This window comes from Phenylobacterium sp. P4_E10, assembly GCF_056401675.1.
Map to the genome: position 1 here is coordinate 36,404 of NZ_JBFUIW010000013.1, position 16,314 is coordinate 52,717.

Genomic DNA, 16,314 nt, shown 5'->3' on the forward strand with positions numbered 1-16,314 from the left:
CGGAAGTTCGGAGCGTTAGACGCCGTGTAGAGCAGCGGTAGGCGGACCGTCGATAACGCCCTCTACACCGAGGTAGCCCAGCAGTTCGCGGCGCAGGGCGGCGACCTGGGCGCGGCGCGCCTCGCCGGCCTTGGGCAGGTCGATGGCCAGGTCCGCAGCGATCTTGCCATCGTCCAGGACCACCACCCGATCGGCCAGTTCGATAGCCTCGTCCACGTCGTGGGTGACTAGCAGGACCGCCGGATTGTGCAGCTCCGACAGCCGCCGCAGCAGCACGTGCATGCGGATACGTGTGAGCGCGTCCAGCGCGCCAAACGGCTCGTCGGCCAGAAGCAGCTCGGGTTCGCGCACCAGGGAGCGGGCCAGCGCCACCCGCTGCTGCTCTCCCCCCGAGAGCTCGTAGGGCCAGGAATTTTCCCGCCCCGCAAGCTCCACCTCGGCCAGGGCTCGCTCGCCTCGCTGGCGGATGTCGGGGCCTTCGAGGCCGAGGATGACGTTCTCGAGGACGCGCTTCCAGGGCAGCAGGCGGGCGTCCTGGAACACCACGGAGATCTTGTCGGGAACGGCGATCTCGCCAGAGCCGGTGGCCTCCCGATCGAGGTCGGCGAGTGCCCGCAGCAGGGTGCTCTTGCCGGAACCCGAACGCCCCAGCAGGGCGACAAACTCACCGCGTTGGATGTCGAGGTCGATGCCGTTCAGCACGCCCTTGAGCGTGAAGCGGCGGACGAGATCGCGGATGCGGACGGTCGCGGTCATTTGGCCAGGGTCCTGCGGTAAGAGAGGACTTTGCTTTCTAGCAGTCGGACAGCGGCGTCCGAGGAGACGCCGAGGATCGCGTAGACCACAAGGCCGAGCAGGATCACGTCTGACTGCGCATAGGTGCGGGCGAGGTTGATCATGTAGCCGATGCCAGAGGTGGCGTTCAGCTGCTCCACCACAACCAGGGCCAGCCAGGCGCCCATCACACCGAACCTCAGGCCCAGCATGAAGCCGGGCAGCGCGCCAGGCAGCACCACGTGGCGCACAAAGGCCAGCGGCGAGAGGCCCAGCGTCTCGGCCAACTCCACATGCTTGATGTCGATGGCGCGCAGGGCGTTGTGGGTGTGGACGTAGATAGGGATGAACACCGAGAGCGCGATGACGATGACCTTCATCCCCTCCCCGATCCCGAACCACAGGATGAACAGCGGGATGAGCGCAAGGGTCGGAATGGCGCGCTTGAGCTGGACGACCCCGTCGATCAGGTAGCCGCCCAGCAGGGTCAGGCCCGACAGCAGGGCCACGACAACCCCGATGCCGACGCCCCAGACCAGGCCCTGGCCGGCGCGGAAGGCGGAGATCGCCAGGTGCTCCTGCAGGCGGCCCTGCTCGATGAGGTCCCAGCCGGTGTGCAGCGCCACCCAGGGCGCCGGAAGCGTGCGCGGGTCGATGAACCCCACAGCGGCGCCGAGGCTCCAGAAGGCCAGCAGCAGGCCCGGCCCAAGCAGCCACCCGTAGGAGAGCGGCTCTCCCAGCCCGAGCCGGCGCTTGCGCTTGGCCGGACGGCTTTCCGCCACGTGGGCGGGCCGGATGCGCTCGGCCGGCAGGCTCTGAACGGGGACGGCGGTCATGGGTTGGTCTTCCCTTGAGCTTGGGCGAGTTGGGGCTGAGGCCCGACGGCGATCTTGGGCGCGGCCTCGGCTGCCAGGGCCTCGAACCGGCGGTCGAAGATTTCGGTGGCCTCGAAGCGCTTCTGGCCACCCTCCTTGGCGAGGAAGTCGATGGAGGACTGCTGCAGGCCGATGGCCAGGGTCCAGTCGCGAGGGATGACGGCGTCGCCGGCGGCCTTGACCACGAACGCGGCGTCCTCGGGCGAGAGGCCCTGGTTCTTCACGTAGTAGATGTCTTGCCACTCGGCCTTGTGGGTGGCCTGCCACTCGGTGGCCCGGGCCCAGAATTTCACATAGGCGCGCAGGGCGGCGGCCTTGGCCGGATCCTGCAGGGTCTCGGTGCGGACATAGAGGTCGGTCAGGTCGTCGCGATAGGGCGGATGGCGCAGAACCTTCGCGCCGTCCTTGGCGTAGTTGTCGAGATAGCGCTTGGTGGCGACGCCGGCGGCCAGGGGGGCCACGTCCACCAGGCCGCTGACCAGGGCGTTGGGATAGACGTCGCCGGTGGAGGGCAGCTCAACGAGGGTCACGTCCTTGCGGGTCAGACCCACGGCGGCGAGGGTGCGCAGCACCACCTCGCCCTGCACCTGGCCCGGGCTGAAGGCGAACTTCTTACCGCGCAGGTCCGCCAGGCCGTTGATCCCGGACTTGGGCGCGATCCCGAGCTCGTACAGCGGGAAGTTCTCAGGATCCTTGCGCAGGCGCACAGCGATCATCTTCACCGGGATGCCGACCCAGATAGCGTGGATGGGCGGGATGTTGGCCGCCGAACCCACGTCCAGCGCCTTGGCGTGGAAGGCCTCGGTCACCGCGGGGCCGCCGCTGATCTGGGCCCACTCCACCTCGAAGGGCAGCTCCTTGTCCCAGCCGGTATGTTCCAGCACACGCTGGGTGGTGGGATCGCCGATCACCAGCTTGGTGCCAGGCGGGATCACCTCCGGCAGGGGGGCGTCGAGGGCGAGCCTCGGCCCGGCCGGGGCGGCGTCCTTGCCACAGGCGGCGAGCATCAGGCTCGCTACCAAGGTGACCGCCAGGATTGGAATGGCCTTCAACCGGATCACGGGAACTCGCTCTCAAATCGAAAAAAGGGGGGGAGACCCGGGCGCGGCGCTCTCCCGCATCGCGCCCGGGTCTCAGGCGTCTCGGATGGGGATCAGCCGAGGACGTTGAACAGGGGGCCTTCCAGGGCCTGCGAACGAAAGCCGTCCGGGCCGGTGGGCAGCTCGCCGGCGACGGTGATGCGCCGCACCGTGCGGCCCAGGTTGAAATGGGCGTAGTCGATGGGCCCAGCGTGAGCGACGGCCTGGTTGTCCCAGACCACCAGGGCCTTGGGCGACCAGCGGAAGCGCACCTGATATTCCGGCCGAGTCAGCTCGCCATAGAGCAGGTCCAGCAGGGCCGAGCTCTCGCGCTCCTTCAGACCCACGATGTGGGTGGTGGTGCCGGGATTGAGAAACAAGAGCTTCTCGCCGGTCTCCGGGTGAACGCGCACCAGCGGATGCAGGGAGACGAACGGGCCCGCAGAGCGGCCGTCCTTGCGCGGCTTTCGCTCGGGGCCGCCGGAGTCGTAGCTCGAGGTCTGGTGGACCGCCTGTAGGTCGTCGATCAGCCGCTGGATCTTGGGAGAGAGGCCCTGATAGGCGGCGATCAGGTTGGCGAACAAGGTGTCGCCCCCATAGGCCGGGATCTCGGTCCCGTGCAGCAGGGAATAGCTGTTCGGGTTAGCTACGAAGGTGATGTCAATGTGCCAGCCCTTGTAGTCCCGCGGCGGCCGGGCGGTGGGGATGCGGATGTCCTGCTCGTTCTTGTCCCGGCGCTCGCGGTATTCGGCCACATGCCGCTCCCAGATCTCCGGATGGTCGTCGAGACCCTCCGAGATCGGGTGGGCCGGCGTGAGCGGACCGAAGTTGCGGCCGAAGGCCTTCAGCTCATCATTGCTGATGTCCTGGTCGCGGAAGAACACCACCCGCCACTGATTGATGGCTGCCCGGATCTCCGCGAAGGTTTCGGGGTCCAGCGGCTGCCGGAGGTCGATGCCGGAGATCTCGGCGCCGATCAGCGGCGTGACCGGGTTGACAACGATGCGGCTGGGGGCCGAGCTCTCATTGGCGGGACGAAGGGCGGCGTGCGACATGAGAGCTCCTCGACTGGCGGCGACCCCGTATTCCCACCAATCAAATAGGAATTGTCAATCGCCACGCCGAGGTGAGGGTCAGCACCGCGCCCGATGATTTCTAACAAGCGCACAGAGAAAGCCTGGGAACGGGCGATCCCCGCCGGATGTCCACGGACGTCCATGGAAGCGCGCTGGTGGGCCCGGTAGGACTCGAACCTACAACCAGACCGTTATGAGCGGTCGGCTCTAACCATTGAGCTACAGGCCCCTGCAGCGATGCAGTCGCGGGTTACCACGACCTGCACGCGCCTTAAAGCTGCCGTTCAGCTTGGCTTTGTCAGAACTGCAACCTCCGCTCGTCGTTCGGCGTTCGGAGACCTCAATCCCGCCCGGCGACGGGCGTTCCTGGAGATCTCGATGAAGACCCTAGTCCGCGCCGGCGCCTTGGCCCTGATGCTCGCGACCGCCGCCGCGCCCGCCGCTTTCGCCCAATCCGCAAGGAGCACGGCCGACTCGATGTTCCAGACAACGACCCTGAACCTCTCTGCCTATGGCGAGGCCCGCGTCGCCCCCGACAAGGCCATCATCAGTTTGGGCGTGGTGACCGAGGCGCCGACCGCCGCGGGCGCGCTGACCGCCAACAGCGAGCGAATGGCCACGGTCATCGCCGCCCTGCGCAAGGCCGGCATCGCCGACAAGGACATCCAGACCTCCGGACTGAACCTCAGCCCGCAGTACGACTATGTGCAGAACGAACCGCCGAAACTGCGCGGCTACCAGGCCTCGAACCAGGTGACGGTCACGGTCAACGACCTGGCCAAGCTGGGCACGGCGGTCGACGCGACGGTCAAGGCCGGAGCCAACCAGGTGAACGGCATCTCGTTCGGCTTGAAGGATCCGACCGCGGCCGAAAACGCCGCCCGCCAGGACGCTGTGCGCTCGCTGAGCGCCAAGGCCGAGCTCTACGCCCGGGCCACAGGTCACCGCGTCAGCCGGCTGGTCAATCTGAGCGAGGGCGGCGGCTACTCGCCCATGCCGCCCATGCCGGCCCCGATGGCCGCCTATGCGGGCATGGAGAAGCGCGGCGACAGCGTTCCGGTCTCGGCTGGCGAGCTGAACATCCGGATCGACATCACCGGTCTCTACGAACTGACGAAATAGGCCGTTGGATCAGGCCCTTCCCTGCTTGCGGGGGAAGGGCTACTTCCCGCTCAGGCCGGCGCGGGCGAAGGCGCCCTTCAGCTTGTCGGCGACGACGATGCCCGGGGGCACCAGGTCGCCCTCCATCACCGCGGCGAATACCATGGCCTTGCCTTCCACCGGGCCGGCGGCCCAGGCGACCAATCGCGAGCCGTCAGCGTTGCTACGGCAGCTGGCGGTCTGCGCTCTCCCAGAGGTCGGCGCAGTCTTCAGCAGTTGTTCCAAAGTGCGATCGCCGGGGCCGTCACATGCCGGCAGTTTGCGGCCGCAGACCATGTGCGTGCCATACTGATAGAGCAGTTTGCGGGCCTGGTCCGCGACCAGCACACAGGTGCCCGGATCGCCGATGGCCTCGGAGATAGCCTCGTCGAGCGCCGCCTTGTCGACGCCCGGAGGCGCCGACGGCGAACAGGCGCCCAACAGCGCCGCCGACAGTCCAGCGGCTGCGAGCGTGAACCTCACGCGGCTTGCTTGATCTCGTTGCCGTCGTCGAGCAGCACGACGTTCGGCGAGTAGTTGCGGGCTTCTTCCGAGGGCAGCATGCCGTAGGTCACGACGATGACCTTGTCGCCCTTCTGCACAAGGCGAGCTGCGGCGCCGTTCACGCCGATCACCTTGGATCCACGCGGCGCCTCGATGGCGTAGGTGGTGAAGCGAGCGCCCGTGGTGATGTTCAGCACGTCGACCTGCTCGTGCGGAAAAATTCCCGAGGCGTCGAGCAGATCGCGATCGATCGCGATGGAGCCTTCGTACTCGAGATCGGCCTGGGTCACCGTCGCGCGGTGCAGCTTGGCCTTCATCAGGGTCACCAGCATAGGCGGTCCTTGTAAGTGCGTCGCACAAAGCCCCCGAAACTCAAGGGCCGCCGGATATAGCGTTGAAAGCTCAGGACCACAATTGCGGCGGCGCAGCAAGATTGACCTAACGTCAATATGTCGCGCAACAAGAGGGGCGCGGACAGATAATAATAGTTTTATTTTTCAATGGTATAACCGTATAAACTCGCGCAACGCGCGAATCTTACAGCCAAGCTGACAAAGGCGTGAGCGACGTCAGTTTGCAATTTCGTTCAGGAAAGCAGTGATGTCGTCCAGCACGCTGATGCGGTCGCGGAACGGCCGTGAGATGGCGGCCATGATCTCGTTGTGCCCCACCCCTTCATAGGTCCGCGTCTCCACCGGAACGCCGGCCTTGACGAGGGACGCCGCAAGGCTGGCCGTGTTGGCCGGATCGACCACAACGTCGGCCGTGCCGGTGACCAGCATCATGGGCGGAGCGCCGGTTCGGACCTGGTCGACGGGCTGGGTGGAGGCCGGATCGACTGCGGGGCCGAACACCTCCGCCATGTGCCCCCTGAGCGGTAGAAAGTCATAGGGGCCGGCGATGCCCACCACGCCGCGGACCCTGGCGAGATCGACTCCCGCCGCCTGCAGGTAGCGCGGGTCGAGCCCCAGCATCACCGCGTTGTAGGCGCCAGCCGAATGCCCGAGCAGCACGATGCGGGAGGGATCGCCGCCATAGGCGCCGGCATGGTCGACCGCCCAGCGCACGGCCTGGGCGCTGTCATCGAGGAAAGCAGGAAAGCGAACTTGCGGGTAGAGTCGATAGTCAGGCACCACCACCACAAAGCCGCGGGCGGCGAGCGCTTGGCCGACCCAGCCATAGTCCCACTTGCGGCCCTTTTCCCAGCCGCCGCCATAGAGGAAGACCGCCACCGGCCGGGCGGCGGCCATGCGAGTCGGTGCATAGACGTCGAGCGTCTGGCGCGGCTGCGGTCCATAGGCCTGATCGGAGGCCCGCAGGATGGCCGGATCGCGCGGCGTGAAGGTGGCGAACACCCCAAGCGGCGTACAGGCCGCGACTAGGCTCGCCATCACCGTCACCAGCGCCGGACGCAGAAGACCAGGAAAGCGGCGGAACCGGCGACGCATCAAACTGCGCTACGGGCTTTTCCTATCGGCTGCAACCAAGGTCGCGGCCTTTGATCGGCCGTAGCCGCCTTCGAACAAAAAGTACGCTTGACGCGACCCGCGTCATCTCGGGCATATCGTGGTTCAATGGCCGGACCAGCAGCGTCGGCGCACATCATCGGGCGGGGGCGACATGGACGGCGATCAGGCACTGGGCGGCTTTTCTTCCGAAGGTCTGGCGGCGATCCCCGCCGCGCTGAAACCGGTGGTCGAGGCCGGCGACCTCTCGGGCTTCGTCACGCTGCTGTGGCGCAAAGGCGAGGTGGCGCAGGTCAACACGCTTGGCCATCGTGACGTCGAGACCGGGTTGCCGATGACGCGCGATACGCTGTTCCGGATCGCCTCAATGACCAAGCCGATCACCTCGGTCGCGACCTTGATGCTGCTGGAGGAAGGCAAGCTCCAGCTCGATGACCCGATCACCAAGTGGATGCCGGAATTCGCCGGCATGCGGGTGCTGAAGTCGGCGACCGGCGCGCTGGAGGACACGGTCCCGGCCACGCGCGACGTCACCGTCGACGACCTGATGACCCACCGCTCGGGTCTGGCCTACGCCTTCACCTCGATCGGTCCGATCGCCCACGCCTACGACAAGGTATTGGGCTCTCCGCTGGGCGGCCACCTCACCCCCGATGAATGGCTGAAGGCGCTGGGCACTCTGCCGCTGTCCTACCAGCCGGGCGATCGCTTCCACTACAGCCACGCCACCGACGTGCTGGGCTTCCTGGTCGAGCGGGTGTCCGGCGTGGGCTACCGCCAGTTCATCATGGACAAGATCTTGAAGCCGCTCGGCATGAACGACACCGACTTCTGGTGCCCGCCCGAGAAGCGCGACCGGATGGCCAAGCTCTACCGGATTAATCCGACGACCGACGCCATGGAGGACATTTCCTTCCCCCACCTCTCCGGCCCGCCTGAGTTCTGCGCCGGCGGTGGCGGCCTGATCTCCACCGCCGACGACTATCTGCGCTTTGCCCGCATGATGCTGGCCGGCGGCGAGTTGGACGGCGTTCGCTATCTGAAGCGTGAGACGCTGGAACTGATGCGTGAGAACCGGCTGACCCCGGCGCAGCGAGAGATCCCGTTCATGGGCATCCCCTTCTGGCTCGGCCAGGGCTTCGGCCTCGGCGTCTCGGTCATCACCGACCCTGAGAAGCAGGCTTGGATGGGGGCCGGTTCGACCGGCTCGTTCGGCTGGCCGGGCGCGTTCGGCACCTGGTGGCAGGCCGACCCGCAGGAGGACATGGTGATGATCTACCTGATCCAGAATTCCATGCCGCTGGGGCCGGAGGCTGCGTCGCAGCTCGCCACCGGCCAGCGGATGGGCGGGCGCGCGGCCCTGCCGTTCTTCCAGAAGCTGACCTATGCAGCGCTGGGGCGGTCGCTCTAGCCTAGTTCTCCAGCCGCCCGGTCACGCACATCGGCTGGCCATCAAAGAGGTCGCCAATCAGGCTGCCATCCCGGGCAGCCTCCCGGCGGGCCCGCTCGAAGGTGAGGCTCTCGGCCGGCGGCCTTACCCCGGCCGGGCAGATCGGCACGTCGACCCGGACGCCTGTGTGGCAGATGCACATGTCCTCGCGCTTATCGAGCCGGCTGCCTGGGACCGTACAGACGGCGGGCAGGCTCTGGCCTCCCACGTCGATACAGATGACAGTCTGAGTCGGCGGGTTCTGCCCCAGCGGCGCCTGGGCCGCTGCGAGCCCGGCGGAGGCGACAAACGCGGCGACGGTGATCAGTACTTTGCGGATCATCGAAGGTACTCCCAATCGACTTGACCATAGCACGCCCAAAGCGTGGCGCATTTCGGGCCGTACAAAGCTTTACGGACGTTCACCACGCCCCTGCGCGATGGCTTAACCGAGCTGGGCCATGGTGGGTTCGGGGAGGCCCGCCATGGATCCTATCGCTACCGCCCAGTACGGAATGTTCGCCGCCAGCCGCCGGTTCGACGCCTCAGCCGGGCGCGTCGCCCGCATGGGCGTCGAAGGCGAGAACGTCGACCTGCCGATGGAGGTGGTCGAGCAGATCACCGCCCGGACCGAGTTCGCCGCCAACGCTTCGGTGATCCGCACCGCCCAGGACATGACCGGCGAGTTGCTGGACATCCTGGCCTGAGGCCCTATAGGCGCGGGCATGACACTGCGCCCGCTCTTCGTCACTCAGATCTATGAGGCCACGCTGGCCGGAGACCGCGGCTTCGCCGAGTTCAACGCCGAACTGGATGACGCCTGCCGGATGCTGGCCGACGAGGACGAGGCCGGCCAGGCCTGGTGCGTCGATCACGGATATGGCGGCTACACCTCCTACGCCTCGCTGGACGACCTGCCGATGCGGGCCAGCGTGTTCGAGGATCTGAAACGCAAGCTCGACAAGCACGCGAGCGCCTACGCCAAGGCGCTGCACCTGGATCTCGGCCGGCGGCGGCTTAAGCTGGACAGCCTGTGGGTCAACATCCTCGACCCCGGCGCGGCGCATTCGGGCCACATCCACCCGCACAGCGTCCTCTCCGGCACCGTCTATGTGTCGATCCCGGACGGGGCCAGCGCACTGAAGCTGGAAGACCCGCGGCTGCCGCTGATGATGGCCGCCCCGCCCCGCTCGGCCGAGGCGCCGGAGGCCGAGCGCAGCTTCGTCTACCTACAGCCCCAGGCCGGCACGGTGCTGATGTGGGAAAGCTGGCTGCGCCATGAGGTGCCGGCCAACGCCGCCCAGGAAGAACGGATCTCAGTCAGTTTCAACTACGCTTGGCGCTAGCGCCGGGCGCAGGCGCCGGGCTGGTATTCCTTGTTGCGGTTCTTCACGTAGTCCTTGCCGTTGTAGCGGACGACGGGAAAGCAGAAGCCTGGGCCGCCAAGCTCGATGTCCGGCCAGCCGCCCGAGCCCTTGGTCGCCTGGAACTCGGGGATGCCTTGCGAGGCGAAGAAGGTCCTCCAGGGCCCCGCCGGCGTCCGTTCCATGATGTAAAATCCCTGACCGGTATTGCCGTAGCAGAAGGTCCCGGTCTCGGTGATGACGATCTCCTGACGTCCGTCGCCGTTGAGATCGCGGACGTCTTTCGGCTCAATGGCAGCCTCACACTCGCCGTCGCCGCCCAGCCATTTGCCGCGCTTGGAGACGAAACCCGCCGCTCGCATGGCCGCGGTGCGATCGGCGGCGGTCACGCCAGCCGCCGCGGTCTTTGTGAAGGCTTCCGCCACGCAGGAGGCGGGCCGGCGATAGCCATCGCCGGCATACTTCCAGATACGTGGGCATTCGTCGGTGACGCGCGCGTCCAGCCAGCCCGCCGTTCGTGAGGTTTCGAACCCCAAGGTTCCAACATTCCTCATGATACCGCGCCAACGACCGTCGGGCCCCTTGGCCACGACAGTGAACCAGTCGCCGGTTCCGCCGTAGCAGGACGGATTGTTGTCCCGGGCGATGGCCTCAGGCTGGCCGTCGGCGTTGAGGTCGGAATAGGTGACCTTCGGCTTGGCCGGCGTGCTGCAGATGTTGACCAGCCCATTGGCGCTGATGCGAAAGCCGGCCGCATCGGCCAGTTGCACGCCCTCGGCCACAGTCATCTTCGCTGGCGGCGGGACGACGGTCTGCGCCGCCGCTCCCGAGCAAACCGCCAAACCCAGCGCCAAAGCGCACGCCCTCAGCATCTGCGTCGCCTCCTGAACCGGCGCAGCCTGCTCGCATATCGGCGTTCTGTCACCCTTGCCGGGCGGCGTCACTTCTTGCCGAACAGGGTCCCGAAGAAGTCGCCCTTGTTCCAGGCCGGGCGGGCGTCGGCGTCGGCCACCTCGCGGGCGATCTCGTAGTTGATCGCGGCGAACTTGGCCCCGGCGGCGTAGCTGATTGGAAGCGAGAGGTCGTCACTGGGCTTGTGGTAGTGGTCACGCAGGAAGCTCGTGAACGCCGCCTCGCCGCCATTGCCGAAGCCGGTCATCAGGAACACCGACGGCACCCCCTGCTCGACGAAACGGAAATGGTCGCTGCGGGTGAACAGCCCCTCCTCCGGCAACGGGTCGGGCGAGAGCTTGATGTTCATCCGCGCCGCGGCGCGCTGCACCGCCGGACCGAGACTGGAGCGCTCGGCCCCGAACGCCACCACGTCGACGAAGTCGTAGGTGAGGATCGGCATGTCCAGATTGACGTCGGCGACGATCGGCAGGGCCGTCGGCGGGTTGCGGGCGAAATAGTCGGCCCCGACCAGCCCCTTCTCTTCGCCGGTGTTGAGCAGGAACAGCAGCGTGCGACGCGGCGGCTTGCCCTGCATGAAGGCGCGCGCCACCTCCAAGGTGGTGGCTACGCCGCTGGCGTTGTCGAGAGCGCCGTTGTTGATGCTGTCGCCGTTGACTGGCGGGGTGACGCCGATGTGGTCGAGGTGAGCCGAGAGCACCACCACCTCGTCTTTCAGCTTCGGATCGACGCCTTCGATCTTGCCGACCACATTAGCGCTCTGCACCGCCTTCAGCTCGGTGTTGATGGTCGCATCCATGCTGGCCGGGAGCGCGAAGCGCGGCGGCGCTCCTCCCTCAGCAGCCTTCACCACTTCGTCGTACGAGGCGGGAGCGCCTACGAACAGCTTGGCCGAGCCCTTGGCGCTGAGGCTGGCCAGGTCCGGCGTCGTGGCGGCCGGCGCCGAGGCTATCCCGGCGGCGTCGCGCCACGTCATGCTCCAGCTTCGCCACTGGCGCGCGCTGTTGGCGAACGGCCGGCGCTGCTCGTCAGCGGGAGTTGAGATGGTGACGAACCCGACTGCGCCGCGCGCCTCCGCCGCCTGCCGCTTGGTCCGGCTGCTGCCATAGTAGGCGCGCTCTTCGGTCTGGAACGAGGCTGGCGCGCCCTGCAGGGCGACCACGATCTTCCCCTGCACGTCCAGGCCCGCATAGTCGTCTCGACCGTCCGCCACGACTCCGTAGCCGACAAAAACCAGCTGCGCGGCGACATGGGTGACCTCCGCCCCCGGATTGCGGCCCGGCAGGTAGTCCTCTCCGAACGTGAGCGGCGTGTTCCCGCCACCCTTGGAAGTCAGGATCAGCTTGCCTTGATCGGCGGCCCGGAAGCCCGCCATCGGCACGCGTTGAAAATAGGTCCCGTCGGCGGCGCCGGGCTTCACGCCCAGTTGCGCCAGTTGCGAGGCGACATAGGCCGCAGCGATGTCGAAGCCGGGCGTTCCCGCCTCGCGCCCCTGCAGGAGGTCGTCGGCCAGGAACATCATGTGCGCCTTGATGCGCTCGGCAGAGCCGGCGTCCGGTGCAGCGAGCGCTGAGGACGCCAGCGCCGCAAAGCTGACAGCGCCGACCAGCGCCGCCGCCAAATTCCTGGAAAGACTCACGAAAACGCCCTCGACTAAGCTTTTGGCGAGCTTAGTCGAGGGCGTTGGGGCGCGGCCAGCGCGCCCGCATTACTTTCGCGTAAGGTCGCGCCTCAGCTGTCGAGGAACGAACGCAGCTTCCGCGACCGCGACGGATGCTTCAGCTTGCGAAGCGCCTTGGCCTCGATCTGACGGATCCGCTCACGGGTGACGCTGAACTGCTGGCCGACCTCTTCCAGAGTGTGGTCGGTGTTCATGCCGATGCCGAAGCGCATGCGCAGGACGCGCTCCTCGCGCGGCGTCAACGACGCCAGCACGCGGGTGGTGGTCTCGCGCAGGTTCGACTGGATCGCCGCGTCGATCGGCAGGATCGCGTTCTTGTCCTCGATGAAGTCGCCCAGGTGCGAGTCCTCTTCGTCCCCGATCGGGGTTTCGAGGGAGATCGGCTCCTTGGCGATCTTCAGGACCTTGCGGACCTTCTCCAGCGGCATGGCCAGCTTTTCGGCCAGTTCTTCCGGGGTCGGCTCGCGGCCGATCTCGTGCAGCATCTGGCGGCTGGTGCGGACGATCTTGTTGATCGTCTCGATCATGTGCACCGGAATCCGGATGGTCCGCGCCTGATCGGCGATCGAGCGGGTGATCGCCTGACGGATCCACCAGGTGGCGTAGGTCGAGAACTTGTAGCCGCGGCGGTACTCGAACTTATCGACCGCCTTCATCAGGCCGATGTTGCCTTCCTGAATGAGATCAAGGAATTGCAGGCCGCGATTGGTGTATTTCTTGGCGATGGAGATCACGAGGCGCAGGTTGGCCTCGACCATTTCCTTCTTGGCCTGACGGGCTTCGCGTTCGCCCTTCTGAACGGTCTGGACGATGCGGCGGTAGTCGTCGATCGGCACGCCGGTCTCGGTCGCCAGGGCGGCGATCTCCGAACGGATGTCCCCGATCTGGCCGGCGTCGTTCTCGACGAACTTGGTCCAGCGCACGCCGAGCGGCTTCACCTGATCGCCCCAGTTCGGCGACAGTTCCTGGCCGAAGTAGGCCTTCAGGAACTCCGAGCGGGAGATGCCGTAGCTGTCGGCCAGGCGCAGCAGGCGCCCTTCCAGACCCATCAGGCGCTTGTTGATCGCATAGAGCTGTTCGACCAGCGCCTCGATGCGGTTGTTGTTCAGCTTCAGCGTCTTCAGGTGCTGGACGATGGTCAGCGAGGCAGTGGTGTAAGCCTTGCGGTCCGCGTCCGAGAGGTCTTCACCCTTCAGCCGCTTGCCGACCAGCTTCTCCTGCAAGGCGCGGAACGAGTCGAACTCGGCGGCGATGGCGTCCAGCGTCGCCATGACGCCTTCACGCAGTTCGCCTTCCATCGCGCTGATGGTCGGGCCGGCGCCGTCGTCGAAGTCGTCGTCGTCCTCGGCGCCCTCGGCCTTGGCCACGGCTTCGCCGTCTTCGGTGACTTCTTCTTCCTCAGCCTCGGCTTCGGCTGCGCCCGCCAGCTCGGCGGCCGCGGCGTTGGCGCCGCCGTAGGTCTGCTCGAGGTCGATGACTTCGCGCAGCAGGATGCGGCCCGAACCCAGCTCCTCGCGCCACACCATGATGGCTTCGAAGGTCAGGGCGCTTTCGCACAGGCCGCGGATCATCGTGTCGCGGCCGGCTTCGATGCGCTTGGCGATGGCGATTTCGCCTTCGCGCGAAAGCAGCTCCACCGAACCCATTTCGCGCAGGTACATGCGCACCGGGTCGTCGGTGCGGTCGTAGGCCGGCTCTTTCGCCGTCTCGACCACAGCCGTCTCTTCGCGGACCGCGACTTCGCCGCCTTCGGCGTCCTCTTCGGCCTCGACGACGTTGACGCCCATCTCCGAGAGCATCGCCAGCGTGTCTTCGATGGCCTCGGAGGTGACTTCCTCAGAAGGCAGCACCTTGTTCAGCTCGTCCATGGTGACGTAACCACGGGCTTTGGCCTGCTTGATGAACTTCTTTACGCCGGCGTCGGTAAGGTCGAGCAGCGGACCATCGCCGCCTGTCGTTTCCGTGGTTTCCGCTTCAGCCGTGTTCGTGCTCATCTAGGTCTCCGGATTTCGGCGGGCCCATGCAAGGACCGCGCCGAAGATGCATAAATAGCGGTCAGACGGTCGTACTTCCTTACGACCCTTCTCCCGCCCAAATCGTTCCCGTTCTGATCGCGCGCTTCAGTGCGTCGCGTTCGCCTTTCAATCGCTCGAGTGCTTCCATATCGGAACGACCGCTAAGGTTCCCCTTGGCGGACGCAATAGCCTCGTCGAGCGCCGCGAGCCTCGAAAGACCCGCAAAAGCTTGCGACCACTGGGATTTAGCGACTTCGAGGGAGACATCCGGTTTCAAAATGGGCGCGCCCGATTTCGCAGCGGCCCGGTCGATGTCTGTCAACAGCGCATTAAACCCGCAAGACGCCAGATGGCGTGCAAGGACCCCGGTGTCAAGATGATCGGCGTCCAAACGGAATCGGATGATTTCCGCCGTCAAGCCCACAAGCGCCGGATCGCCGAAGCCTTTGGAGATGAAAGAGTTCTCCAGATGCTCGTCCAGGACGCTCGGATCGGCCAGGGCGTGCTTGGCCAAGGCGGCGGCCACTGGGTCGAGGGACTGGGCCAGGCGGCGCGCCGCGGCGCGGCCTGCCTCGGTCGGCGCAGGGTCGATCCATTCTCGGCCGCCGCCGCGCCAACCCCTTGAACCGCCGGCATTTCCGCGTTGTGGCCGGGCGCCCTGTTCAGCCGCAGGTCGCCCCTTTGGACCGCTGGCGTCGAACCGCTGCAGCAGTGCTTCCTTGTAGGCTTGCTGCAGGTCCTTGTCGGCGATCAGGCCGGCGGCGTTGCGCAGGCGGTTCTTGAAACCAGCCCGGCGCTCTGGGGTGTCCAGGGGCTCCAGGTCATGTTCGCGGGTGAACAGAGCGTCCACGAACGGCGTCGTCTGCGACAGTTGGGCGCGGAGCGCCGGCGCACCCTGTTCGCGCAAGACTTCGTCCGGATCCTTGCCGCCATCGACGATGGCGAATCGGAAACTCTTGCCGGGCTTCAGCAGCGGCAGCGCCCGGTCGATGGACCGCGACGCCGCCTGGCGTCCGGCGCGGTCGCCGTCGAAGCAGAGGGTCGGCTCCGGATGCAGCCGCCAGAGCATCTCCATCTGCTCCTCGGTCAGCGCCGTGCCGAGCGGCGCGACCGCCGCGACCCCGGCCCGATGACAGGCGATGGCGTCCATATAGCCCTCGACAACCACCAACGACGGCGTCTCGCCGCTCGGCGCGGCAGCCAGGATCTTGCGCGCTTCGCCCACGCCATAGAGCGTCCGGCCCTTGTGGAAGAGCGGGCTTTCCGGACCGTTCAGGTACTTGGCGCGGGCCTGGGGGTCCATCGCCCGGCCACCGAAGGACAGGATGCGTCCCCGATGATCGGCGATCGGGAAGATGATCCGGTCGCGGAAGCGGTCGTAGGGCGCGCCGCCCTCCTCCGGCGCGATCAGCAGGCCGGCCTCGACCAGTTCGCCGGGCCGCGCGCCCTTGGTGATCAGATAGTCCTTCAGCGCAGTTCGGGAGGCTGGGGAGAAGCCGAGCTTGAACCTGGCCCATTCGCTTTCGGGCAGGCCGCGGCGCTCCAGATAGGCGCGGGCCTCCTTGCCCTCGGGGCGGCGCAGCGCGGCCTCGAACCACTGGGCGGCGGTGTCCATCCAGTCGGACAGGCCCTGACGCTGGCGCTCCTGCTCGGCCGAGCGCGGATCGGCCACCGGCATCGGCAGTCCGGCCTCGGCGGCCAGCCGCTCGACCGCCTCCATGAACGTCAGGCGCTCTGTTTCCTGCAGGAAGGTGATCAGGTCGCCGTTCTTGCCCGACGAGAAATCGAAGAACTGGCCCTTCTCGTCGTTCACATAGAAGGAGGGGGTCTTTTCCTTGTTGAAGGGCGACAGGCCGACATACTCGCGGCCCTGCTTGCGCAGCTTCACGGTCCGCCCGATCACGTCAGAGGGGCGAAGCCGGGATTTGATCTCGTCAAGGAAGTGTTCGTCGACGCGCAAGTGAGCTTTCGAACCGATATCGCCGGAGGGGCTGCGCCC

The 16,314-nt window shown here is 66.7% G+C and carries 16 protein-coding genes and 1 tRNA gene; 4 read left to right on the top strand and 13 right to left on the bottom strand.

The window, feature by feature from the left end:
• Window positions 1–15: 15 nt before the first annotated feature.
• The 5 genes from AC1DQJ_RS15415 to AC1DQJ_RS15435 all read right to left on the bottom strand — a co-directional run bounded on the left by AC1DQJ_RS15415 (window position 16) and on the right by AC1DQJ_RS15435 (window position 4,033).
• Window positions 16–756 carry an ABC transporter ATP-binding protein gene (locus AC1DQJ_RS15415; RefSeq protein WP_477604822.1) on the bottom strand — a complete coding sequence of 247 codons (741 nt, stop codon included), beginning with the start codon at window positions 754–756 and terminating at the stop codon, window positions 16–18.
• Window positions 753–1,610 carry an ABC transporter permease gene (locus tag AC1DQJ_RS15420; protein WP_477604824.1) on the bottom strand — a complete coding sequence of 286 codons (858 nt, stop codon included), beginning with the start codon at window positions 1,608–1,610 and terminating at the stop codon, window positions 753–755. The genes AC1DQJ_RS15415 and AC1DQJ_RS15420 overlap by 4 nt, the downstream gene beginning before the upstream one ends.
• A complete protein-coding gene (locus tag AC1DQJ_RS15425) occupies window positions 1,607–2,710 on the bottom strand; it encodes an ABC transporter substrate-binding protein (RefSeq protein WP_477604826.1) in 1,104 nt (367 codons plus the stop codon). Before AC1DQJ_RS15425 ends, AC1DQJ_RS15420 begins: the two co-directional genes overlap by 4 nt.
• A 92-nt stretch (window positions 2,711–2,802) precedes the next feature.
• The gene (locus tag AC1DQJ_RS15430; RefSeq protein ID WP_477604828.1) at window positions 2,803–3,783 is read right to left on the bottom strand and encodes a TauD/TfdA dioxygenase family protein; all 981 of its coding nucleotides are present in this window, start codon (window positions 3,781–3,783) and stop codon (window positions 2,803–2,805) included.
• 174 nt (window positions 3,784–3,957) lie between these two features.
• Window positions 3,958–4,033: transfer RNA gene (locus tag AC1DQJ_RS15435), tRNA-Ile, on the bottom strand.
• A gap of 149 nt (window positions 4,034–4,182) precedes the next feature.
• Here AC1DQJ_RS15435 and AC1DQJ_RS15440 point away from each other — a divergent pair.
• A complete protein-coding gene (locus AC1DQJ_RS15440; protein WP_477604830.1) occupies window positions 4,183–4,926 on the top strand; it encodes an SIMPL domain-containing protein in 744 nt (247 codons plus the stop codon).
• Between the two features lie 39 nt (window positions 4,927–4,965).
• Here the strand turns inward: AC1DQJ_RS15440 and AC1DQJ_RS15445 are convergent, their stop codons facing one another.
• The 3 genes from AC1DQJ_RS15445 to AC1DQJ_RS15455 all read right to left on the bottom strand — a co-directional run bounded on the left by AC1DQJ_RS15445 (window position 4,966) and on the right by AC1DQJ_RS15455 (window position 6,896).
• The gene (locus AC1DQJ_RS15445; protein ID WP_477604832.1) at window positions 4,966–5,427 is read right to left on the bottom strand and encodes a hypothetical protein; all 462 of its coding nucleotides are present in this window, start codon (window positions 5,425–5,427) and stop codon (window positions 4,966–4,968) included.
• Window positions 5,424–5,780, bottom strand: a complete 357-nt coding sequence (gene panD / locus AC1DQJ_RS15450) for an aspartate 1-decarboxylase (protein WP_477604834.1) — start codon at window positions 5,778–5,780, stop codon at window positions 5,424–5,426. The genes AC1DQJ_RS15445 and panD overlap by 4 nt, the downstream gene beginning before the upstream one ends.
• A 237-nt stretch (window positions 5,781–6,017) precedes the next feature.
• Entirely contained in the window at window positions 6,018–6,896 is an 879-nt protein-coding gene (locus AC1DQJ_RS15455; protein WP_477604836.1) for an alpha/beta hydrolase, read from the bottom strand.
• 172 nt (window positions 6,897–7,068) lie between these two features.
• On the opposite strand from AC1DQJ_RS15455, the gene AC1DQJ_RS15460 reads away from it, so the two are divergent.
• Entirely contained in the window at window positions 7,069–8,325 is a 1,257-nt protein-coding gene (locus tag AC1DQJ_RS15460) for a serine hydrolase domain-containing protein (RefSeq protein WP_477604838.1), read from the top strand.
• A 1-nt stretch (window position 8,326) separates the two neighbouring features.
• Here the strand turns inward: AC1DQJ_RS15460 and AC1DQJ_RS15465 are convergent, their stop codons facing one another.
• Entirely contained in the window at window positions 8,327–8,686 is a 360-nt protein-coding gene (locus AC1DQJ_RS15465; protein WP_477604840.1) for a hypothetical protein, read from the bottom strand.
• Between the two features lie 142 nt (window positions 8,687–8,828).
• On the opposite strand from AC1DQJ_RS15465, the gene AC1DQJ_RS15470 reads away from it, so the two are divergent.
• On the top strand, window positions 8,829–9,050 hold the full coding sequence (locus AC1DQJ_RS15470) for a flagellar basal body rod C-terminal domain-containing protein (protein WP_477604842.1): 222 nt from the start codon (window positions 8,829–8,831) through the stop codon (window positions 9,048–9,050).
• A gap of 18 nt (window positions 9,051–9,068) precedes the next feature.
• A complete protein-coding gene (locus AC1DQJ_RS15475; RefSeq protein ID WP_477604844.1) occupies window positions 9,069–9,689 on the top strand; it encodes a TIGR02466 family protein in 621 nt (206 codons plus the stop codon).
• On the opposite strand, the gene AC1DQJ_RS15480 is transcribed toward AC1DQJ_RS15475, so the two are convergent.
• The 4 genes from AC1DQJ_RS15480 to dnaG form a co-directional block, all read right to left on the bottom strand.
• Window positions 9,686–10,579: a hypothetical protein gene (locus AC1DQJ_RS15480; protein WP_477604846.1), complete on the bottom strand. Its 894-nt coding sequence runs from the start codon at window positions 10,577–10,579 to the stop codon at window positions 9,686–9,688. The two genes, AC1DQJ_RS15475 and AC1DQJ_RS15480, sit on opposite strands and share 4 nt — an antisense overlap.
• Before the next feature lie 68 nt (window positions 10,580–10,647).
• Window positions 10,648–12,258 (bottom strand): M28 family metallopeptidase, encoded by a 1,611-nt coding sequence (locus AC1DQJ_RS15485; protein WP_477604848.1) that lies wholly within the window; start codon window positions 12,256–12,258, stop codon window positions 10,648–10,650.
• A 92-nt stretch (window positions 12,259–12,350) separates the two neighbouring features.
• Window positions 12,351–14,294, bottom strand: coding sequence for an RNA polymerase sigma factor RpoD (gene rpoD, locus AC1DQJ_RS15490; RefSeq protein WP_477604850.1), 1,944 nt, complete (start codon window positions 14,292–14,294; stop codon window positions 12,351–12,353).
• Window positions 14,295–14,373: 79 nt separating this feature from the next.
• The gene (dnaG, locus tag AC1DQJ_RS15495) at window positions 14,374–16,275 is read right to left on the bottom strand and encodes a DNA primase (RefSeq protein ID WP_477604852.1); all 1,902 of its coding nucleotides are present in this window, start codon (window positions 16,273–16,275) and stop codon (window positions 14,374–14,376) included.
• Window positions 16,276–16,314 lie beyond the last annotated feature (39 nt).